Consider the following 20,975-nt stretch of genomic DNA (forward strand, 5'->3'; position numbering starts at 1 on the left):
AATTCGCTCCCGGGTAAACCCCGGGGGATATTTTCATGATACAAGCACTTCGGGGGTGCGGCGCCGGTCGGCGCCGCACCCCCGAAGTGTTTTCCGGTGACCTATCTACTTGCGATCGAGATACTTCTTAGCCTTGTTGATGGGCCCACCGGGGCCCATTTCCCGTTTGCTCGGAGGGCGCCCGAACGCCCTCTTGAAGTATTCCACCGCCGACTGCTGTGCCGATTTTCCGGGGATCTTGTTCTTCCCCTTGACGAAGCTCGGAGCGTCGCTCGCCCTTTCCTTTCCGGATTTGCGGGCCTCGCGCCAAAGCCTCTTCACCTTGTTGATGGCCCACTTTTTCCCGTACCACCAGACGAGGCCGATGATGGCGACGACCGCGCCCACACCGATCACGGCGAGTACCGTGCCGGTGCTGACTCCGAGTCCGGCCATGCCGACGAGGGCGACCGCCGTCATTCTGCCGTCGAGGTCGACCAGGTTGACCGGGTCGCCGCAGACGTACTCGTAGCTGGTGCAGCTGCCGCCCGCGACGGGGTCGACGGACAGGAACCGGCCGGTGGCGGGGTTGTAGAGGCGGGCCCCCATGAGGACGAGACCGGTGGGGGTCTCGGCGGAGCGCTGCTTGGCGCCGAGCCAGCCGTAGCGGCTCCCGCTTCCGCCCTCGCGGACGTTGCCGTACTCGTCCGAGTCGACGACGACGGGTGCCTTGCTCACGTCCAGCGGGAGTTGCAGCGCCACATCGCCGTGGATGGTCGTGAACTGCAGCTCCGTGTCACCGGTCTTGCCGGTGACCGCGGCCAGGTCGCCGGAGGCGGACCGCACGTTGCGGCTGACGGCTCCGCTCGCGGTGTCCTCCACGAGCCAGCGGGGGCTGTCGCTGTCGTCGCCGTAGTGGTTGACCCTGGACGCGGTCTGTGTCCAGGTCGTGCCACTGCCGGTCTCGGCCTTCCAGGAGCGGAAGCGCAGGGCCGCGTCGAGCTGCCAGGTCTGCCGCTTGCCGTTCGCCGTCTGCCGGTAGGCGAGGTCGTTGGCGTAGTAGTCGACGGTGCTGCCCGGCAGGGCGGTGGTGCGGCCGAAGGCGTCGTAGGAGTAACCGGAGTCGACGAGCCGGTCGGCGCTGTCGTAGCTGTGGCTGGTGGTGGTGCCTCCCGTGGTGGGGCAGGTTCCGGACACCTCGCCCGTCGCGGTGGTCAGACCGGTGCGGTTGGAACGCTTGTCGAAGGCGTATGTGCGCCGGGTGCACACCTCGCCGACGGTGTCCTCGACCGCGGTCAGACGACCGGCCTTGTCGTATGCGTAGCGCTGGTCGGACCAGCCGGAGTGGCTGGTCGTCCGTCCCTGGACCGAGCGGGTCACCACGTCGGTGTAGACGGCGGTGCCGTCGCTGTCCCGGGTGTAGGCCCTGGACGTCGGGGCGCCGGTGGCGTCCTCCGTGATGTTCAGGGTGTAGCCGCCGGGCAGCTTCTCGGCGGTGACGGAGCCGTCCGCGTCGTACGCGGCGGAGAAGTCACCGGCGACCGAGTCGCTGGCCTTGGTGACCAGACCGCGCGGCTCGGCGCCGTGGTCGTAGGTGTAGGTGACGGTCGACGGGACGGTGTCACTGACCTTGACCACGCGGTCGAGCTCGTCGTAGGCAGTGGTGGTCCTGCCTCCGTCGGCGTCGGTGTACGAGATGAGGCGGCCGAGCTTGTCGTACGCCTTGGTGATGGTGCCCGCCGTCGGAGAGGTGATCTTGGTGACCTCGCCGGTAGCCGGGTCGTACTCCACCGTGGACTCCGGGACCGCCTGGCCGAGGCCGCCGGTCACCGTGGTCTTCAGCGGCCGGCCCGCGTCGTCGTACGACCTGGTGGTGGTGCGGGACTGGCCGTTGGCCGTGTCGGTGACCTTGGTGGGCTGGCCGAAGTAGCCGTACTCCACGGTGGAGTCGGTCACTTCGTCGGGCCGGCTGCCGCCGCCGGTGATCTTTCCGGCCGGTCCGCTCCAGCAGACCTGGTCGGCCCACTCGGGGCGGCCCTTGCAGAAGCCGGTGCCGTCGGCGGACCAGTACGTGGTGACGCGGCTGGCAGCGTCGTCACCGGTGCCGGCCGGAGGCACGAGGTCGGTGATCCGCCCCTGTGCGTCGTACCCGGCGGTGGTCGTCAGGTTCAGGCCGCCGGAGTCCTGGATGACCAGCTTCGGAAGGCCCTTGGCCCAGTCGTACTGGGTCTCGGTGACGCGCTTCTCACCCATGACCGAGTAGTAGTCGCGGACACGGGCGCCGACGATCTTGAGAGTGACCTGGTCCTTGACCTTGGCCGTGCCGTCGGTGGGCCGTCCCTCGTCGTACTCGTTGACCGTCCAGGTGCGGGCCGGAACGGACGTGCCGGCCTTGACCAGAACGGTGGTTCCGTCCTTGAGGTCCTCGGTCAGGTCCACCCGGTGGAGGGGGCCGAACTCCTCGACCTCCCGGGTGCCGGCCTCGTTGAACAGGGAGGTGGTCGACAGCAGGTGGGCTCGCTCGGCCGCGGAGCGGGAGATGATGCCCAGACCCGTCAGCGTGTCCTTCTGCGTGTCCGTCGTGCCGAGTGCCAGCTCGCGGTTGGCCGCGCTCAGTTCACGGACGGTGTTGCCGAACCGGTCGTACTCGGTGGTGCTGATGTGCTTGCCGGGCTCCGCCGTGTTGACGGTACGGCCGGAGGCGTCGAGGTAGTGCACCTCGGCGCGTGTGTATCCGCCGCCGGTCAGGTCCGCGCCGTCGTGGGACGGCGGCACGGAGTCGGCGGGGAAGACGGCGGTGGCGTCGCTCGGGGTGTCGAGCTGCCCCCACTTCGCGACATCGCCGGCGCCCATGGCATGGGGTGCCTTGGTGCCGGTGAGCGGGACGCCGTAGACGATGCTGGTGACCGCTTCGCCCTCGGTGGTGTCCACGGAGCCCTGCTTCAGGGCCGGACGCGAGACGCTGAGCAGCATTCCCGCACCGGGGGCGGTGCCGCTGCCGGCGTTGCCGTAGTCGAAGCTGTACGGCAGCACGCCCGGCGGCTGGAACCAGGTGACGCGGCCCTCGTCGTAGGCGTACTGGCTCTCGGCCTGCTGTCCGGTCCGCGGGTCCCAGTACTGGCGCAGCCGGCCGGCGGAGTCGTACCGGTACGAGGCCACGGCCGTCGCGGTCGCGGCGGCGGCGCCGGGGCCGGTGGCCCACAGCTTGATCTGCTTGACCTGGCCGGTGACGTCACCGAAGTCGGCGTCGGTCGCGGTACCGGTCGCCGTGGTCGCGGTGGCGTAGACGAACTCCAGTACCCGGCAGCCCTTGGTGGCCGGATCGGCCTCGCACGCGGCAGCGGTGGCGGCCGAGGTGGGGGCGATGATCCGCTTGGGGCGGGCCAGCGTCTTGCCGGCCGCGGTCACGGTCTCGGAGACCACCTTGGTGGTGGAGTTGCTCAGACCGTCCGTCAGGGTGGTGGAGACCTGCCATGCCGTGGCCGCCGAGCCGGGCTTGGCGAAGGTCGTCACCGTGCCCTCGGTGTCGGACAGGGTGAACGAGCCGGTGACAGCGCCCTTGAGGGTGAGCGCCTCGGCGCCGGGCTCGGGGACCCAGCCGGTCCTGGCCGCGTTGGCGGTGAAGTGGACCGCGTCGCCTTCGGACATCACCACGTCGACCGCGGTGTCGGAGACCTTGCGGACATGGCTGTAGTCGGACGTGGTGTCGTCCGCGATGGTGCCCGCGACCCACTCCTTGCCGAAGATCGCGGCCTGGCCCTCCTGCTGGGCGCCCTGGTCGGGGTTTCGCGAGGAGGCGGTCCGCGTCATCGTCATGCCGAAGAACGACGCGTCGGTCTCCGTCAGCGTGTAGTCACCGGTGAGCAGGTTCAGCGAACCCGGACCGGCGTCGGTGGTGGCGGCGCCGTCGGCGTTGCGGTCCACGACCACGGTCAGCGGTTCGGTGCTGCTGGAGGCGGAGCCGGGGCCGGTGAAGTCGGCCTTGATCTGGACCGTGCCGTCGGGGTCGACGGTGCCGGTGGCGTTCCAGACGAGCGCCGCGTTCCTGCCGCCCGTGAGCCCGACCGGCCAGGCGGTCAGCGCCGTCCCGCCGGAGGTGACGTCCCCGACGGGGATCTTCACCCAGGCGTCGGCCTCGGAGCGGCGCCAGGAGAAGGAGACCTTGTCGTACGTGCCGCCCTCGGCCTCGGCGACCAACGGCAGCCGGCGTGCGGTGCGTTCGCCCTCGGCCGGCTGGAGGAAGCCCCCGGAACCGGCGTGGAAGGTGTACTCCTTGGCCTCGGACTTGTTGTCCGCCTTGTCGACGGACCGCACCTGGAGGGTGTGGGTGCCGTTCTTGGGCGGGGTGACGGAGATCGCCTTGGCAGCGCCCGAGCCGCCGGTGGCGACCCTGGTCCAGGTCACGCCGTCCAGCGACCACTCCAGCCAGTTGTGGTCCGCGGAGGGCGGGGTGACGGTGAAGGTGCCTGCCTGGCCCGCGCCCTTGACCCACTGCCCGGCCGGGTAGTCGGTGGAGGTGATCTGCGCCGGGGCGGACGGGGCCGAGGTGTCGACGGTGAACGTCTTCCACGCCGACCAGCCGGTGTTGTAGTGCGTCCCGTCGTAGGGGTTGGTGCGGAACTTGTACGTCTTGCCGTTGCTCAGCACCCCGGACGGAACGGTCACCGACGCCGCGGATCCGGAGGCCACGTACTTCGAGACGATCACCTCGCCGACCTGTGTGTTGGTGGCGTTGTCGTAGATCTGGAAGGTGCCGTTGACCTTGTCACCGTCGGCGTCGACGAAGGTGTCGCGCAGCGTCGGTGTGGTGGTGTTCACCATGTAGGCGCCGCCGTAGGAGAAGAACGGCGGGCCGGCCTCCTGCCTGGTGCCCGTCTTCGGCCGGAAGTTGTAGGTCACCACGAGCTTCGGCGGATTCGCCGCCGCGTTCGCGGAGTTGACCCGCTTCCACTGCGCCACGGCCGTCTCGCTCGTCGCGCGCACACCCATGTGCCCGCGGGTGGCCTTGGCCGAGGCCCACTCCTGCGCCAGCGTGGTCACATCGGCGTTGATCCAGCCGTCCGGCTGGGAGGTGCACGAGGGGTTGCCGCGGGTCTCGGTCGAGGTGGCCTTCTTCGCCGTCATGGTGGGACGGTTCGTCCACCGGGAGGACGTCGACGCGGCCCCGGAGGACCACACCTCCCACGACTGCGCCGAGCAGCCCGTCTGGTTGGCCGAGTGGAAGTTCCACAGGCTCAGCTTCGCGCTGGAGATCAGGGCATCGGCGATCGGCGAGGTGTTCCAGCCGATGAAGGACTGTGCCGTGCGGGGCGTCCCGTCGGCGTTGGTGGTGCCCGGGTTGCCGAAGTCCAGCTCCGTGTCGGACGACAGGTCGGCCGTCTCGCCCTGCTGCACATAGGTGTCGAAGACATTCGACAGCGAGGACGTCGACGGGTCCACCGTCACCGGGTACCTGGTCTCGGGGTCGGCGAGGAACTCGGGGTCCGGGGTGACCACGAGGTCGACGCCCGAGTCCTTCTTGACCATCTTCATCGACACCGGCACCCGGCGGGTGTGCTCGCCGGAGCGCTTATCGACGGTGGCGTCCCACATCACCGGCGCGGGCATGACGGCCCGCTTCCTGTTCTTCCTGTCGGTGAACTGCAGGCTGCCGTTCTTCAGCTGCTCGACCGTCAGCCCCTCGGTCTCCAACGGCAGCGTGTAGGAGAACCCGTCGGTGGCCGGCTTCTTCTTGATCTCGACGTACTGCTCGAAGCCGGTGCGGGTCGCCTCGACCACCACATCCGCGCCGGGCACCGCGTTGACGTACTCCGCGCGCGCCCCATGCAGTTCCGGCTCCGGAAGACCGCCCTTCCAGCCCAGCGTGATCTGCTCACTGCCCTCGCCCAGCGTCACCAGGTCGACGGCCTTCGACTGCTGCGCCGCGCTCAGCGACTTCGCCGGCGTACCCGTCCTGCCCGCCAGCCGCAGCCCGTTGGGGTGCGCCACCGGCTCCACGCCACGGCCCGACTCGCGCAGATCCACATCGACGTCCACCCAGGCGCCGTCACGCTCGAAGCGCACCGGCCCGGCCGACAGCTCCGTCGTCAGGCTGCCGTCCTTGTTCACCCAGGTCGTGGAGGTCTCGGTGCGCTCCGACAGCGCCTCCACCCGCTTGCCCGACAACCGCGCCGCGACCTTCGCCGAGGCGATGTCGGCCGCGGTGGTCGCCGCCTCGGGCTTGGCGGGCTTCGCCTGCGGAGCGGCCTCGGCCGCCCCCTGCAGCAGGGTCACGGACATGACCGCGGCGAGCCCGCCCGCCGTCCAGCGCAGAAACTTGCTGCGCTCATGCCAAACAGTCCTTCTCCGGAAAGGAGAGGACAAGTCCCCCAGTGGTATCAACATCCACCCGTATTCGATTCTGAGGCGCCATATGTGTGGCTGCCGTGAAGAAGTGTGGTCGGTGTGAAAACCTAGCTGTCTGCCGGAAGCGACAAAAGGATTGATCATCGCAAAGGTGTGCGACAGGCCCCCGATTACTTCCTGTGACATGGCCCACATGTGTTCACGGGGGACGGATTGCATAAACGTGCAGCGAAACGTATAGTCATGCCATCAAGAGGAGGATGGACATGGCGGCACGTGCGGCAGTGGCCGGAGCGAGCGGATACGCGGGCGGAGAGCTCCTGCGTCTGCTGCTCAGCCACCCCGGGATCGAGATCGGCGCCCTGACCGGCAACTCCAACGCCGGCCAGAAGCTCGGCGCACTCCAGCCACATCTGCTGCCGCTGGCCGACCGCGTCCTCGCCGAGACGACCCCCGGAGTCCTCGCCGGACACGACGTCGTCTTCCTCGCCCTGCCGCACGGTCAGTCCGCCGCCGTCGCCGAGCAGCTCGGCCCGGACGTGCTCGTCGTCGACATGGGCGCCGACTTCCGGCTGAAGGACGCCGCCGACTGGGAGAGGTTCTACGGCTGCGCGCACGCCGGGACCTGGCCCTACGGCCTCCCCGAACTGCCGGGTGGCCGCGCCGCGCTGGAGGGGTCCAAGCGCATCGCGGTGCCCGGCTGCTATCCCACGGCCGTCTCGCTCGCCCTCTTCCCGGCGTACACGGCCGGGATCGCCGAACCCGAGGCCGTGATCGTCGCGGCCTCCGGCACCTCCGGCGCGGGCAAGGCGCCAAAGCCCCATCTGCTGGGCAGCGAGGTCATGGGGTCGATGTCGCCGTACGGCGTCGGCGGTGTCCACCGGCACACCCCCGAGATGATCCAGAACCTCTCCGCGGCCGCCGGCGAGCGCGTCTGTGTCTCCTTCACACCGACCCTCGCGCCGATGCCCCGCGGCATCCTCGCCACATGCAGCGCCAAGGCCGCCGACGGCGTCACCGGCGACTCGCTCCGCGCCGCCTACGAGAAGGCCTTCGCCGACGAACCCTTCGTCCGCCTCCTCCCCGAGGGACAGTGGCCCGCCACGGCGTCCGTCTACGGTTCGAACGCCGTTCAGGTGCAGGTCGCGTACGACGAGGCGGCGGACCGCATCATCGCCATCAGCGCCATCGACAACCTGACGAAGGGCACCGCGGGCGGTGCCGTCCAGAGCATGAACATCGCCCTCGGGCTCGACGAGACCACGGGGCTTTCCACGATCGGAGTCGCACCGTGAGCGTCACGGCAGCCAAGGGATTCTCGGCGGCAGGCATCGCCGCCGGGATCAAGGAGAACGGCAACCCGGACCTGGCCCTCGTGGTCAACACCGGGCCCCGCCGCGCCGCCGCGGGCGTCGTCACCTCCAACCGTGTCAAGGCCGCGCCGGTGCTGTGGTCCGAGCAGGTGCTCAAGAGCGGCCAGGTCTCGGCCGTCGTCCTCAACTCCGGCGGCGCCAACGCCTGTACGGGCCCCAAGGGCTTCCAGGACACCCACGCCACCGCCGAGAAGGCCGCCGACGTCCTCGGGCGGGCCCCCATCGAGATCGCCGTCTGCTCCACCGGCCTCATCGGTGTGCTGCTGCCCATGGACAAGCTGCTGCCGGGGGTCGAGACGGCCGCGGCCCAGCTGTCGGAGCACGGCGGTGAGAAGGCCGCCATCGCCATCAAGACCACCGACACCGTCCACAAGACCTCCGTCGTGACCACGGACGGCTGGACCGTCGGAGGCATGGCCAAGGGCGCCGGAATGCTCGCCCCGGGCCTCGCCACCATGCTCGTCGTCCTCACCACCGACGCCGACGTCGACAGCGCCACGCTGGACAAGGCCCTGCGCGCCGCCACCAAGGTCACCTTCGACCGCATCGACTCCGACGGTTGCATGTCCACCAACGACACCGTGCTGCTGCTCGCCTCCGGAGCCGGCGAAGTCACCCCGGAGTACGAGGAGTTCGCCGAAGCCGTACGGGCCGTCTGCGACGACCTCGGCCAGCAGCTCATCCGGGACGCCGAAGGCGCCGGCAAGGACATCAAGGTCGAGGTGATCAACGCGGCGACCGAGGACGACGCCGTCGAGGTGGGCCGCTCCATCGCCCGCAACAACCTCCTCAAGTGCGCCATCCACGGGGAGGACCCCAACTGGGGCCGCGTGCTCTCCGCGATCGGCACGACCGGGGCCGCCTTCGAACCGGATCAGCTGAACGTCGCCATCAACGGCGTCTGGGTCTGCAAGAACGGCGGTGTCGGCGAGGACCGCGAGAAGGTCGACATGCGCTACCGCGAGGTGCACATCGTCGCCGACCTGGCCGCGGGCGCCGAGACGGCCGTCATCTGGACCAACGACCTCACCGCGGACTACGTCCACGAGAACAGCGCGTACTCGTCATGAGCACCACTCGTAAGCACACCGCGCTCCCCAAGGCCCAGATCCTCATCGAGGCCCTGCCCTGGCTGGTCAGGCACAACGGCAAGACCGTCGTCATCAAGTTCGGCGGCAACGCCATGATCGACGAGCAGCTGAAGGCCGCGTTCGCGCAGGACGTCGTGTTCCTGCACCACGCCGGCCTCAAGCCGGTCGTCGTGCACGGCGGCGGCCCGCAGATCAGCGCCGCCCTCGACCAGCACGGCATCGTCAGCGAGTTCAAGGCGGGCCTGCGCGTCACCACCGAGGACGCCATGGACGTCGTCCGCATGGTGCTGGCCGGGCAGGTCCAGCGCGAGCTGGTCGGGCTGCTCAACCAGCACGGGCCGCTCGCCGTCGGCCTCACCGGTGAGGACGCGCACACCATCACCGCGACCAAGCACCAGCCCGAGATCGATGGCGAGCTCGTCGACATCGGGCGGGTCGGCGAGATCACCGACATCGACACGGGCGCGATCGAGGCACTGCTCGCCGACGGCCGTATCCCGGTCGTCTCGTCGATCGCCCGCAGCCAGGACGACGGACACGTCTACAACGTCAACGCCGACACGGCGGCCGCCGCACTGGCCGCCGCTCTCGGCGCCGAAACCCTCATGGTCCTCACGGACGTCGAGGGCCTGTACGAGGACTGGCCGAACAGCGACGAGGTGATCAGCCGCCTCACCGCCTCCCAACTGGAGAAGCTGCTGCCGGAGTTGAGCTCCGGCATGGTGCCGAAGATGGAGGGCTGTCTGCACGCCGTGCGGGGCGGCGTGACCACCGCCCGCGTCATCGACGGCCGGGTCCAGCACTCGATCCTGCTGGAGATCTTCACCGACGAGGGCATCGGCACGATGGTCGTGCCCGACGAGCACGAGGGGGAGTCGTGAGCAACCAGGACCTGACCGCGCGCTGGCAGGGCGCACTCATGAACAACTACGGCACCCCGAGGCTCCCGCTCGTGCGCGGTGAGGGCACCCGGCTGTGGGACGCCGAGGGCAAGGAGTACGTCGATTTCGTCGGCGGTATCGCGGTCAACGCGCTCGGCCACGCCCACCCGGCCGTCGTCGAGGCCGTCAGCAGGCAGATCGCGTCCCTCGGCCACGTCTCCAACCTCTTCATCGCCGAACCGCCCGTCGCGCTCGCCGAACGCCTGCTCCAGCACTTCGGCCGCGACGGCAAGGTGTTCTTCTGCAACTCGGGCGCCGAGGCGAACGAGGGCGCCTTCAAGATCGGCCGGCTGACCGGGCGGACCCACATGGTGGCCACTCTGGGCGGATTCCACGGCCGGACCATGGGCGCCCTCGCGCTCACCGGCCAGCCCGGCAAGCAGGAGCCGTTCCTGCCGCTGCCCGGCGAGGTCACGCACGTCCCGTACGGCGACGCGCAGGCGCTGGCCGCCGTGGTCACCGAGGAGACGGCCCTCGTCATCATCGAGCCGATCCAGGGCGAGAACGGGGTCGTGGTGCCCCCGCCCGGCTACCTCAAGGCCGCCCGCGCGATCACCGCCGCCACCGGCTCCCTCCTGGTCCTCGACGAGGTACAGACCGGCATCGGCCGTACCGGGCACTGGTTCGCGTACCAGGCCCACGAAGGCGTCCTGCCCGATGTCGTCACCCTCGCGAAGGGACTCGGCGGCGGGCTGCCGCTCGGCGCCACCGTCGCCTTCGGGCGCGCCGGCGACCTACTCAGGCCCGGCCAGCACGGTACGACCTTCGGCGGCAACCCCGTCGCCTGCGCCGCCGGACTCGCCGTCCTCGACACCATCGCGGCCGAGGGCCTGCTGGAGAACGTGAAGCGGCAGAGCGAGAGACTGCGCGACGGAATCGAGGGCGCGGACGGCGGTTCCCGGCATCCGTTGATCGCGCATGTCCGGGGTGCGGGCCTCCTCCTGGGTATCGTGCTCACCGAACCGCTCGCGCCGCAGGCGCAGCAGGCGGCTCAGGAGGCCGGTTTCCTGGTGAACGCGCCCGCCCCCGACGTCGTACGGCTCATGCCGGCGCTGAATCTCGGCGACGACGACGTGGACGCGTTCCTCCGGGTGCTGCCCGGCATCCTGGACGCAGCGAAGGCAGCCAACGGGGACGGATGATCCGGGGAATGAGACGACGATGAGCCAGGCGCAGGATCACGAGCAGACCGCCGGGCCTGCCGTGCCGCAGACCCGCACGGCACGCCACCGCCGGATCGTGGACATTCTCAACCGGCAACCGGTGCGGTCGCAGAGCCAGTTGGCGAAGCTTCTCGCGGACGACGGGCTGCATGTCACGCAGGCGACGCTGTCCCGGGACCTGGACGAGCTGAACGCGGTGAAGATCCGTAACACCGACGGTGATCTGATCTACGCGGTGCCGAGTGAGGGGGGTTTCCGGACTCCGCGGGCGCCGTTGGGGGAGTCGGCGAAGGAGGAGCGGATGCGGAGGCTGTCGGCGGAGCTGCTGATCTCCGCGGAGGCTTCTGCGAACCTCGTCGTCCTGCGGACTCCTCCGGGGGCGGCGCAGTTCCTGGCCTCTGCCATTGACCAGGCGGAACTGCACGACATCCTCGGGACGATCGCGGGCGACGACACGCTGCTGCTGATCAGCCGGGATCCCAGTGGGGGGCAGGCGTTGGCGGACCATCTGCTGCGGTTGGCCCAGAACGGGCATTGAGCGCCGGGCGCAGCCGCGGGCAGTCGTGCCGCTCGGGCGGCACGGGTGGCACGGGTGGGCGCAGCGGCACCCCGTCGGCGCCGGGCCGCGCAACCCGCCCGCACGCACCGGCAGCGGGTCAGCTCCCAGCGCCGCTCACCCCAGCCGCGCCGCCAAACCTCCCGTGCACCGCACCTCATCGCCCGCGGTGATCAGCAACGCCTCCACCCCCGGCAGCGACTCCAACCAGCGCAACCCCTGCCGCGAACCCATCGCGAACGCTGCCGTGGCCCAGCAGTCCGCCCATGTCAGGCAGGGGGCCACCACCGTCACCGCCACGAGATCCGTCACCGCGGAGTGGCCCGTCCGGGGGTCGAGTATGTGCGCGCCCTGCTCCGCCGTACCGGATGTCGCCACCGCCAGCTCCTCCGTGCCCGCCGCGGAGATCACCGCCGCCAGCCCGCCCGGCCGCAACGGGTCGGACACCCCGACCCGCCAAGGCCGCTGTGCGCCGGGCGTGCCGAGCAGCTGGACGTCGCCGCCCCCGTTGACGCTCACCCCGCTCGCCCCGGCCGCCGCCACGGCACGTGCAGCCCGCTCCGCCGCCCAGCCCTTGACGATCCCGGTCGGATCGAGCGGGCCCTGGTACCGCATGCTGAACCAGCCGTCGCTCGTCCGCTCCGCCTCGGCGCCCAGTTCCAGCACCTCGGCGACCAGCGGATCGCACTCCTCGACGGACAGCTCGCCCCGGGCCAGCCGGGAGATGTCGCTGCCGTCGCGGTACGTGCTGAACACCTCGTCGATCCGGTGCAGCCCGGCGACGGCCTCCTGAAGTGCCGCCTGTACGGCGGCGGGTTCCCCGCCGCGGACGTCGAAGGAGAAGACGGTCCCCATGACCTCCTCCGCATGACGTACCGCGGCGGGAGCTTGCGCGGGCTCGGTCACCGTGTCAGCCACCGGCCTGGTCCAGCGCCGACTGAAGGGACTGCTGGTAGCCGGTGCTGGTGTACGTGGCCCCGGACACGGAGTCGATGTCGGCGCTGCCGGCCGCCACCGCCGCCTGGTTGAGCTTCGGGACGGCCAGCTCGGTCTTCTGGGAGCTCGTTCCGCCCGACGGGGCCTGGACGGCCTCCGCCTCGGTGATCTTCCCCCCGCTGACGGTGATACGGACCTGGACGGGACCGTACTGCGTCTGGACGGCCTTGCCGGTGACGGTACGGGTGATCTGGGCACCGCCCGAGCCGTCGCCGGAACCCTGCGACGAGCCCTCCGCGGGCTCGGCGGCCTTGACCTTGTCGAGCGCCGACTGCAGCGACTGCTTGTAGCCACCGCTGGTGTACGTCGCCCCGGACACCGCGTCGATGTCCGCGCCCTGCGCGGCGACCGCCTCCTGGTTGAGCTTGGGCACGGCGTCGGCGGTGATCCGGTCGCTCTGGCCGCCCTTGGGCGCCTGGACCGCCTCGGCTTTGGTGATCTTGCCGTTGTTCACGGTCAGGCGTACCTGGACCGCGCCGTACTGGGTCTGCGCCGCATCGCCGGTGACCGTGCCGCTCGCGGCGGCCTGGGCACCGCCCTGGGCCGACTCCTGAGCCGCGGCGGTCTGCTGCGGCGCCGCGCCGCCGGCGGCCGCGGCGGCGCCCGGGTCGGACGCCGGCTTCAGCGACAGCAGCAGCACGACTCCCGACACGGTGGCGGCGGTGGCCAGCACGACACGCCGGATGGGGTGACTCTTCCTCATCGCTTCTGAGCTCCTGAAGTCCCGTCGCTCACATCTCGAACGACTCGTGATGGATGCGGCGGGCGGGAACTCCCGCGCCGCGCAGTGCCTCGTACACGGACTGCGCGAACCCGTTCGGCCCGCACATGAAGACGTCGTGTTTGTCGATGTCCGGCATCTTCCGGCGCAGGCTGTCCGCGGAGATGTCCGGGCGTTCCCCGTCCGGGCTGTTGACCGCGTACATGAGCCGGGCGCCGCGCTCGTCCGCGATGGCGGCGAGCTCGTCCCACAGGGCCAGGTCCTGGGTGCTGTTGGCCCGGTACAGGAGGGTGATGTCGCCGGCCGCGCCGGGCAGCGTCTCGAACAGCGCCCGCATCGGCGTGATCCCGACACCGCCCGCGACCAGCAGCACCTTGCCGCGGCTGCGGCGCTGGGCGGTCATCGCGCCGTACGGGCCCTCGGCCCAGACCTTGGTGCCGGGCGTGAGTTCGCGCAGCCGGGCGCTGTGGTCGCCGATCGCCTTCACCGTGATCCGCAGCATGTCGGGGCGGGGCGCCGCCGACAGCGAGTACGGGTGGGAGCTGAACCGCATGCCCGGTGCGAGGAACCGCCACCGGAAGAACTGTCCGGCCTCCGCGCCCATCCGGTGCAGCTTGCGACCGCCGATCAGCACCGACACGACGCCCGGGGTCTCCTCGATCACCGCCTCGACGAACATCCGGTGACGCAGATTCAGCCGGATCGGGGTGAGGATGCGGTACCAGATCACGAGCGCGGTGACCGTGCCGTACAGCCCGTACCAGACGGTCTTCGCGGTGGGCTCTACGGCGAAGTCGTTGCCGGTGGTGATCTGGTGCCAGAACGTCAGGAACACCGCCGCGTACGTCATCAGATGGATGTGGTACCAGGCGTCGTACGGCATCCTGCGCCGCACCCCGCCGATCGACACCAGCCCGATGAGGAACAGCAGTCCGGTGCCGATGGCCGCCTTGCCCATGTCCGGCAGCTGATTGATGGAGTCGATCGTCTGCTGGACGATGTCGCCGAGCGACTTGCCGGCCTGGAGCGCGTAGCCCCACATGGTGAGGAAGACGTGCGCGACGACCAGGCAGATCGTGTACCGGCCGCTCATCGCGTGCCAGCGGGCGACCCGGTCGGAGCCGACCCGGCGTTCCAGGGCGGGCACCCGGGCCATCTGCAGCACCACGAGCGCCATCAGATAGCCGGCGAGCAGGCCGGTGATCCGGCCCGCGTTGAGGATCCTGCTGTTGTTGTCCGCGATGGACGGGGTGTTGTGCCACCACAGCCACAGCACGCCGGCCGCGCCGGCCCATAGGGCGATCAGCAGGATGGTCGCCGGTGAGCGGCGCGGGCGGATGCGGCGCATCGTCTGGCGGCGGGCGGCGCGGCCGCCTGCGAGCGTCGTGGTCACGATTCCTCCGGGGACGGGAGCAAGGGGGGTGGCGTGGTCCCTCGGTCCACTTGTACGTGCCGCGTCGCCCGTGTGTTCAGCCGCCCGCAGAGTCCGGTGCGGACTGGGGTGACTGGCGGTAACCCCAGAGTCCGAGGCCTTGGTGCCCGGCTCAGTACCGGGTGACCGCGGTCGCCCCGTCCGTCGTCCCGATGGCGATGTGCGGCTTCTTCCCGGGATCCGCCCACGCGAGGATCCGCCGCATCGCCGCCGACGGCACCGAGACACAACCCGCCGTGGCACCACGGCCGTTGACATGCAGGAAGATACCGGCGCCGCGCTCCCGCACCGGCCGTTCGTAGTTGAACGCGATGACGAGCGCGTACGCGTACTGCGTCGGATACGAGATCAACCGCTCGGCCTCGCCCGCCCGGCAGTCCGCCGGACGCGGCTCGACCCAACGGTTGTACGAGCGCGAGGTGTTGTCCTGGCACCACCATGAATCCCGGTGCACGGGGCGGTACTTGTAGTCCATCCCGTCCGGCGCCGCCTTGACGCCGAAGGCATACGGCAGTGCGTACAGGCCCGTGGGAGTCGTGTTCGTCCCCTGCCGGCGCGAGGCCCCTTCGACGAGTCCGTTCGCCCCGAACCGGGCGGCCGCCGAACCGGCCTTGACCCATGTCCCGCCCCGCAGGTCCCACCAGGTCACCGTGCCGGAGGTCGACCCGGCCAGGGGCGCCACGGCCGTGATCAGCTGACTGCCGCCCCCCGCGTCCGCCATCCGCGCGGGCAGCGGCGCCTGTGCCGCGCCGCCGGGCGGCGCGGCACCGAGCGACAGGAAGGATGCGGACACGACACCGGCGACAACAGGAAAGCGCATGGCTCAGACCGTAGACGGCGGCAGCGGCAACGGCAGCCCGGGTAGGCCATCCAGGCTCGTCGCGATGTGGTCCTTGTTCGCGAAGTACTCGCTCAGCGAGGCGTCGTCCTCACGCGCGAAGCGCTTTCCGTGGAGCTCGCGGTCCTCCTCGTATGCCATGTACGGGACGGCGTATCCGCAGGAGTCACGGATCAGCTCGGCGGTGACGACGATGACGGCGCGCAGTCCGTGCGGGGTCGCGTCGATGTCCGGGAAGCGGGCGAGGAGTTCCTGGAAGCGCGGGTCGTCGCGGAAGACCGGTTCGCCGCGGCCGTGCACCCGGACGATGGTGGGCGGGCCCTGGAAGGCGCACCACATCAGGGTGATCCGGCCGTTCTCGCGCAGATGGGCGATGGTCTCCGCGTTGGAGCCGGCGAAGTCGAGGTAGGCCACCGTGCGCTCGTCCAGCACGGCGAAGGAGCCCCTGAGGCCCTTGGGGGAGAGGTTGACCGTGCCGTCGCCGGACAGGGGGGCGGAGGCGGTGAAGAAGAGGGGCTGCGCCTCGATGAACGTGCGGAGCCTGCCGTCTATGCGTTCATAGGTCTTTCCCATGTCCAACGATTATGGGGGGATGTCTTTCGCCCGTCTAAGGAATTTGCGGCCGGGATTGACGAATCATGCAGTGCAATGCATACTCATGCATAGGGAGAGAATGCACTGCTGAGGAGAACCCCGTGACCGAGCGCGTCGTACTCGCCTACTCAGGCGGTCTTGACACCTCCGTCGCCATCGGCTGGATCGCCGAGGAGACGGGCGCCGAGGTCATCGCCGTCGCGGTCGACGTCGGCCAGGGCGGCGAAGACCTGGACGTCATCCGTAAGCGTGCCCTCGCGTGCGGCGCGGTCGAGGCCGAGGTCGCCGACGCCAGGGACGAGTTCGCCGACGAGTACTGCCTCCCGGCGATCAAGGCCAACGCCCTCTACATGGACCGCTATCCGCTGGTCTCCGCGCTCTCCCGGCCCACCATCGTCAAGCATCTCGTCGCCGCCGCCAGGAAGCACGGCGCCACCACGGTCGCCCACGGCTGCACCGGCAAGGGCAACGACCAGGTCCGTTTCGAGGCCGGCATCGCCGCCCTCGCGCCCGGCCTGAAGTGCATCGCCCCCGTCCGTGACTACGCGATGACCCGGGACAGGGCGATCGCCTTCTGCGAGGAGAAGCAGCTTCCGATCGCCACCACCAAGAAGTCCCCGTACTCCATCGACCAGAACGTCTTCGGGCGCGCGGTCGAGACGGGCTTCCTGGAGGACATCTGGAACGCCCCGATCGAGGACGTCTACGAGTACACCTCGAACCCGGCCGCCCCGCGCGAGGCCGACGAGGTGATCATCACCTTCGAGCAGGGCGTCCCGGTCGCCGTCGACGGCAGGCCCGTCACCGTCCTGCAGGCCGTCCAGCAGCTCAACGAGCGCGCCGGCGCCCAGGGCATCGGCCGGATCGACATGGTCGAGGACCGGCTGGTGGGCATCAAGTCCCGCGAGGTGTACGAGGCTCCGGGCGCGATCGCCCTGATCACCGCCCACCAGGAGCTGGAGAACGTCACCGTCGAACGCGAACTCGCGCGCTACAAGCGGCAGGTCGAGCAGCGCTGGGGCGAACTGGTCTACGACGGCCAGTGGTTCTCGCCTCTCAAGCGCGCCCTCGACGGCTTCATCGACGAGGCCAACCAGCATGTCAACGGCGACATCCGGATGACCCTGCACGGCGGCCGCGCGGTCGTCACCGGGCGACGCTCCGAGTCGTCCCTCTACGACTTCGACCTCGCCACCTACGACACCGGCGACACCTTCGACCAGGCCGCGGCCAAGGGCTTCATCGACATCTACAGTCTGTCGTCGAAGATCGCCGCCAAGCGGGATCTGACCTGAGCGGCAGCCGGGGCGTCCCCCGGACACCACAGCCACCACCTCCGAGGAGCACAGCAAGTGAGCAGCAACAGCGGTGACGTACGGCTCTGGGGCGGTCGTTTCGCCGACGGTCCCGCCGAGGCCCTGGCGAAGCTGTCCGCGTCCGTCCACTTCGACTGGCGGCTCGCGCCCTACGACATCGCCGGTTCGCGTGCCCACGCGCGTGTGCTGCACAAGGCGGGCCTGCTCACGGACGACGAGCTGACGCGGATGATCGCCGGGCTCGACCAGCTGGAAGCCGATGTCGCCGGCGGCTCCTTCGTGGGCACGATCGCCGACGAGGACGTCCACACCGCCCTGGAGCGCGGTCTGCTGGAACGCCTCGGTCCCGACCTCGGCGGCAAGCTGCGCGCGGGACGCTCACGCAACGACCAGGTCGCCACCCTCTTCCGGATGTATCTGCGCGACCACGCCCGGATCATCGCCGGCCTGATCGCCGACCTCCAGGACGCGCTGATCGGCCTGGCCGAGGCCCACCCCGACGTCGCGATGCCCGGCCGCACCCACCTCCAGCACGCCCAGCCGGTGCTCTTCGCCCATCACGTCCTCGCCCATGTGCAGTCCCTGTCCCGGGACGCCGAGCGGCTGCGCCAGTGGGACGAGCGCACCGCGGTCTCGCCGTACGGCTCCGGCGCCCTGGCCGGCTCCTCCCTCGGCCTCGATCCGGAGGCCGTCGCCAAGGACCTGGGCTTCGAGCACGGCAGCGTCGGCAACTCCATCGACGGCACGGCCTCCCGCGACTTCGTCGCCGAGTTCGCGTTCGTCACCGCGATGATCGGGGTGAACCTCTCCCGGATCGCCGAGGAGATCATCATCTGGAACACGAAGGAGTTCTCCTTCGTGACCCTGCACGACGCGTTCTCCACCGGCTCGTCGATCATGCCGCAGAAGAAGAACCCGGACATCGCCGAGCTGGCGCGCGGCAAGTCGGGCCGCCTGATCGGCAACCTGACCGGCCTCATGGCCACCCTCAAGGCCCTCCCGCTCGCGTACAACCGCGACCTCCAGGAGGACAAGGAGCCGGTCTTCGACTCCTGCGACCAGCTGGAGGTCCTGCTGCCCGCCTTCACCGGCATGATGGCGACCCTCACCGTCAACCGGGAGCGCATGGAGGAACTGGCCCCGGCCGGCTTCTCGCTCGCCACCGACATCGCCGAATGGCTGGTCAAGCAGGGCGTTCCGTTCCGGGTCGCGCACGAGGTCGCGGGTGAGTGCGTGAAGGTCGCCGAGGCCGAGGGCAAGGAGCTGGACGGCCTGACCGACGAGCAGTTCGCGAAGATCTCCGCCCACCTGACCCCCGAGGTCCGCTCCGTCCTCAACGTCCCCGGCGCCCTCGCCTCCCGCGACGGCCGCGGCGGCACGGCGCCCGGCGCGGTCGCCGTCCAACTCGCCGAGCTGAAGGCGGACGTGGCCGCCCAGCACACATGGGCCTCGGCCAAGCAGGTCTAGTCGGCCTTCCCCGTAGTCGACCGAAGGGCCCGGACAGCAGCACATGTCCGGGCCCTTCGTGCTGTCTCCGTCCGCTCGACGGGTCGCCTGTCGATAACGGATGAGATTCGGCCAGTGGCCGAAAGCTTGACTCGTTCCTACTCGGAGGTAACGATTCCGGTTCTGGTCGGCATTGTCGAACGCCGGCCGACAGCAGCCGAGCAGGAAAGGGCCGTCATGCACGCACGACGTACAGGCCGCACCGTCCGCCTCCTCGCCGTCGCCTTCACAGCGGCGCTCTTCGCCTTCGGCCTCACCGCCCCCGCGGGTGCTGCCGACACCCCGCCGCCGGGAGCCAACGACTGGTCCTGCAAGCCGGACTCCGCCCACCCGCAGCCCGTGGTCCTGGTGAACGGCACCTTCAAGACCTCGTACGAGAACTGGCTGACCCTCTCGCCCGCGCTCGCGGACGCCGGATACTGCGTCTTCTCCTTCGAGTACGGCGACCTGGAGACCGCCCCGATCCCGGACTCGGCGGCCGAGCTGCGCGATGTCGTGAACGCCGTTCTCGGTGCGACCGGTGCCAAGAGAGTCGACATCGTCGGCCACAGCCAGGGCGGCATGATGCCCCGCTACTACGTGAAGTTCCTCGGTGGCGCGACCAAGGTCGACGACCTCGTCGGCATCGTGCCCTCCAACCACGGCACCTCCAATCCGCTGGCCCTCGCGGCTGGTGCCACCGTCTGCCCCTCCTGTGCCGACCAGACCGCCGGCTCGGACTTCCTCCAGGAGCTCAACGCCGACCCGGAGACTCCGGTGGGCCCCGACTACACGGCGATCGCCACGCGCTACGACGAGGTCGTCGTGCCGTACACCAGCTCATTCCTCGCCGGCCGTGCCTCCTACGTGACCAACGTGCGGCTCCAGGACCGCTGCCCGCTCGACATCACCGAGCACGACCAGGCGCCCAAGTCGCCGCTCGTCGAGCAGTGGGTGCTCGACGCCCTCGGGCGGAGCGGACCGGCCGACCCGGCATTCGGCCCGCGCTGCGTCAGCTCGGGCTGAACCGCCCGGGGCTGGGTAGATTGGTGCGGGTCCCCCTCCGCCGATCGTGCACGGAGCGCCCCATGCCGTTCAGTCGTCTGGCCACCGCGACCACGCCCACCGCGCACATCGGCCTGGGTCTCGCCGCAGTCGGCCGTCCCGGCTACATCAACCTCGGCCGCGAGCAGGACCTCCCGGCCGAGCGCAGCGTGGACGCCCTGCGCGCCCGCAGCCACGAACTGCTCGACGCCGCCTACGCCCAGGGCGTCCGCTACTTCGACGTGGCCCGCTCCTACGGCCGCTCCGAGGAGTTCCTCGCCGACTGGATGAACGCCCGCCCCGACATCGACGACATCGTCATCGGCAGCAAATGGGGCTACACCTACACCGCCGGCTGGACCACCGACGCCGAACAGCACGAGGTCAAGGACCACACGGTCGAGACCTACGACCGGCAGCGCGCCGAGACCGACGCCTTGCTCGGCGACCGCCTCGATCTCTACCAGATCCACTCGGTGACCCCGGACAGCCCGGCCCTCACCGACAAGGAACTCCACGCCAGGCTGGCGGAGGCCGCGGCCCAGGGGGTGAGCATCGGCTTCTCGACCAGCGGCCCGGCGCAGGCGGACGCCGTCCGAGCCGCGCTCGCCGTGACGGTCGACGGCGAGCCCCTCTTCCGTACCGTCCAGTCCACCTACAACGCCCTGGAGACCTCGGCCGGTCCCGCGCTCGCCGAGGCCCATGACGCCGGACTCACGGTGATCGTCAAGGAGGGCATGGCCAACGGGCGCCTCGCGGAGCCCTACGCGCCGGACGCCCTGAAGGATGTGGCGCGGGAGACGTCGCTCGGCTGCGACGCGGTCGCCCTCGCCCTGATCCTGCGCCGGCCCTGGGCCGGTGTCGTCCTCTCCGGTGCCGCCACGACCACCCAGCTCGCCTCCAATCTGCACGCGGCGGTCGTCGACCTCGACGAGGACCAGCTGACCCGGCTGGCCGCTCTGGTCGAGGAGCCGCGCGCCTACTGGGAGCGGCGCGGGCAGCTGCCCTGGCACTGAGCGGCACCGCCACCGACCCACCGGCGCGACGCCGCCACCGCCCCAGTCCCTGAGTCACGTATGCCTTTCTTGAGACATTAATGTC

General features: G+C 70.2%; 15 protein-coding genes. 9 read left to right on the top strand and 6 right to left on the bottom strand.

The window, feature by feature from the left end; all coding sequences use genetic code 11:
- Positions 1-105: 105 nt before the first annotated feature.
- Positions 106-6,258: a DNRLRE domain-containing protein gene (locus F7R91_RS01320; RefSeq protein ID WP_150943515.1), complete on the bottom strand. Its 6,153-nt coding sequence runs from the start codon at positions 6,256-6,258 to the stop codon at positions 106-108.
- 332 nt (positions 6,259-6,590) lie between these two features.
- Here F7R91_RS01320 and argC point away from each other — a divergent pair, with 332 nt between their 5' ends.
- The 5 genes from argC to F7R91_RS01345 are packed head-to-tail and all read left to right on the top strand — an operon-like array spanning position 6,591 to position 11,430.
- Positions 6,591-7,619 carry an N-acetyl-gamma-glutamyl-phosphate reductase gene (argC, locus tag F7R91_RS01325; protein ID WP_150943517.1) on the top strand — a complete coding sequence of 343 codons (1,029 nt, stop codon included), beginning with the start codon at positions 6,591-6,593 and terminating at the stop codon, positions 7,617-7,619.
- Positions 7,616-8,767: a bifunctional glutamate N-acetyltransferase/amino-acid acetyltransferase ArgJ gene (gene argJ, locus F7R91_RS01330; protein WP_150943519.1), complete on the top strand. Its 1,152-nt coding sequence runs from the start codon at positions 7,616-7,618 to the stop codon at positions 8,765-8,767. Before argC ends, argJ begins: the two co-directional genes overlap by 4 nt.
- Positions 8,764-9,669 carry an acetylglutamate kinase gene (argB, locus tag F7R91_RS01335; protein ID WP_150943521.1) on the top strand — a complete coding sequence of 302 codons (906 nt, stop codon included), beginning with the start codon at positions 8,764-8,766 and terminating at the stop codon, positions 9,667-9,669. The genes argJ and argB overlap by 4 nt, the downstream gene beginning before the upstream one ends.
- Entirely contained in the window at positions 9,666-10,871 is a 1,206-nt protein-coding gene (locus tag F7R91_RS01340) for an acetylornithine transaminase (RefSeq protein WP_150943523.1), read from the top strand. Before argB ends, F7R91_RS01340 begins: the two co-directional genes overlap by 4 nt.
- Positions 10,872-10,890: 19 nt before the next feature.
- The gene (locus tag F7R91_RS01345) at positions 10,891-11,430 is read left to right on the top strand and encodes an arginine repressor (RefSeq protein WP_150943525.1); all 540 of its coding nucleotides are present in this window, start codon (positions 10,891-10,893) and stop codon (positions 11,428-11,430) included.
- A 135-nt stretch (positions 11,431-11,565) separates the two neighbouring features.
- Here the strand turns inward: F7R91_RS01345 and F7R91_RS01350 are convergent, their stop codons facing one another.
- The 5 genes from F7R91_RS01350 to F7R91_RS01370 all read right to left on the bottom strand — a co-directional run bounded on the left by F7R91_RS01350 (position 11,566) and on the right by F7R91_RS01370 (position 16,008).
- Positions 11,566-12,366 carry an FAD:protein FMN transferase gene (locus tag F7R91_RS01350; RefSeq protein WP_225320487.1) on the bottom strand — a complete coding sequence of 267 codons (801 nt, stop codon included), beginning with the start codon at positions 12,364-12,366 and terminating at the stop codon, positions 11,566-11,568.
- Complete coding sequence (locus tag F7R91_RS01355) at positions 12,359-13,147, bottom strand: FMN-binding protein (RefSeq protein WP_191971298.1); 789 nt, start codon at positions 13,145-13,147, stop codon at positions 12,359-12,361. Before F7R91_RS01355 ends, F7R91_RS01350 begins: the two co-directional genes overlap by 8 nt.
- 28 nt (positions 13,148-13,175) lie before the next feature.
- Positions 13,176-14,558, bottom strand: coding sequence for a ferredoxin reductase family protein (locus F7R91_RS01360; RefSeq protein ID WP_191971299.1), 1,383 nt, complete (start codon positions 14,556-14,558; stop codon positions 13,176-13,178).
- 151 nt (positions 14,559-14,709) lie between these two features.
- Complete coding sequence (locus F7R91_RS01365; protein ID WP_150943526.1) at positions 14,710-15,417, bottom strand: L,D-transpeptidase family protein; 708 nt, start codon at positions 15,415-15,417, stop codon at positions 14,710-14,712.
- 3 nt (positions 15,418-15,420) lie between these two features.
- Positions 15,421-16,008, bottom strand: coding sequence for a pyridoxamine 5'-phosphate oxidase family protein (locus F7R91_RS01370; protein WP_150943529.1), 588 nt, complete (start codon positions 16,006-16,008; stop codon positions 15,421-15,423).
- A gap of 122 nt (positions 16,009-16,130) precedes the next feature.
- On the opposite strand from F7R91_RS01370, the gene F7R91_RS01375 reads away from it, so the two are divergent.
- The 4 genes from F7R91_RS01375 to F7R91_RS01390 all read left to right on the top strand — a co-directional run bounded on the left by F7R91_RS01375 (position 16,131) and on the right by F7R91_RS01390 (position 20,890).
- A complete protein-coding gene (locus tag F7R91_RS01375; protein ID WP_191971300.1) occupies positions 16,131-17,324 on the top strand; it encodes an argininosuccinate synthase in 1,194 nt (397 codons plus the stop codon).
- 57 nt (positions 17,325-17,381) lie between these two features.
- On the top strand, positions 17,382-18,812 hold the full coding sequence (argH, locus tag F7R91_RS01380) for an argininosuccinate lyase (RefSeq protein WP_150943533.1): 1,431 nt from the start codon (positions 17,382-17,384) through the stop codon (positions 18,810-18,812).
- 216 nt (positions 18,813-19,028) lie between these two features.
- On the top strand, positions 19,029-19,856 hold the full coding sequence (locus F7R91_RS01385) for an alpha/beta fold hydrolase (protein ID WP_150943535.1): 828 nt from the start codon (positions 19,029-19,031) through the stop codon (positions 19,854-19,856).
- A 62-nt stretch (positions 19,857-19,918) separates the two neighbouring features.
- A complete protein-coding gene (locus F7R91_RS01390) occupies positions 19,919-20,890 on the top strand; it encodes an aldo/keto reductase (protein WP_150943537.1) in 972 nt (323 codons plus the stop codon).
- Positions 20,891-20,975 lie beyond the last annotated feature (85 nt).

Source organism: Streptomyces luteolifulvus, from assembly GCF_008806595.1.
GTDB classification, from domain to species: Bacteria; Actinomycetota; Actinomycetes; order Streptomycetales; family Streptomycetaceae; genus Streptomyces; species Streptomyces luteolifulvus.

Bases quoted from the DNA above. Each gene is read 5' to 3' on its own strand.
- F7R91_RS01320 (WP_150943515.1), bottom strand. From the start codon at position 6,258: ATGTCCGTGACCCTGCTGCAGGGGGCGGCCGAGGCCGCTCCGCAGGCG.
- argC (WP_150943517.1), top strand. From the start codon at position 6,591: ATGGCGGCACGTGCGGCAGTGGCCGGAGCGAGCGGATACGCGGGCGGA.
- argB (WP_150943521.1), top strand. From the start codon at position 8,764: ATGAGCACCACTCGTAAGCACACCGCGCTCCCCAAGGCCCAGATCCTC.
- F7R91_RS01345 (WP_150943525.1), top strand. From the start codon at position 10,891: ATGAGCCAGGCGCAGGATCACGAGCAGACCGCCGGGCCTGCCGTGCCG.
- F7R91_RS01355 (WP_191971298.1), bottom strand. From the start codon at position 13,147: ATGAGGAAGAGTCACCCCATCCGGCGTGTCGTGCTGGCCACCGCCGCC.
- F7R91_RS01365 (WP_150943526.1), bottom strand. From the start codon at position 15,417: ATGCGCTTTCCTGTTGTCGCCGGTGTCGTGTCCGCATCCTTCCTGTCG.
- F7R91_RS01370 (WP_150943529.1), bottom strand. From the start codon at position 16,008: ATGGGAAAGACCTATGAACGCATAGACGGCAGGCTCCGCACGTTCATC.
- F7R91_RS01385 (WP_150943535.1), top strand. From the start codon at position 19,029: ATGCACGCACGACGTACAGGCCGCACCGTCCGCCTCCTCGCCGTCGCC.
- F7R91_RS01390 (WP_150943537.1), top strand. From the start codon at position 19,919: ATGCCGTTCAGTCGTCTGGCCACCGCGACCACGCCCACCGCGCACATC.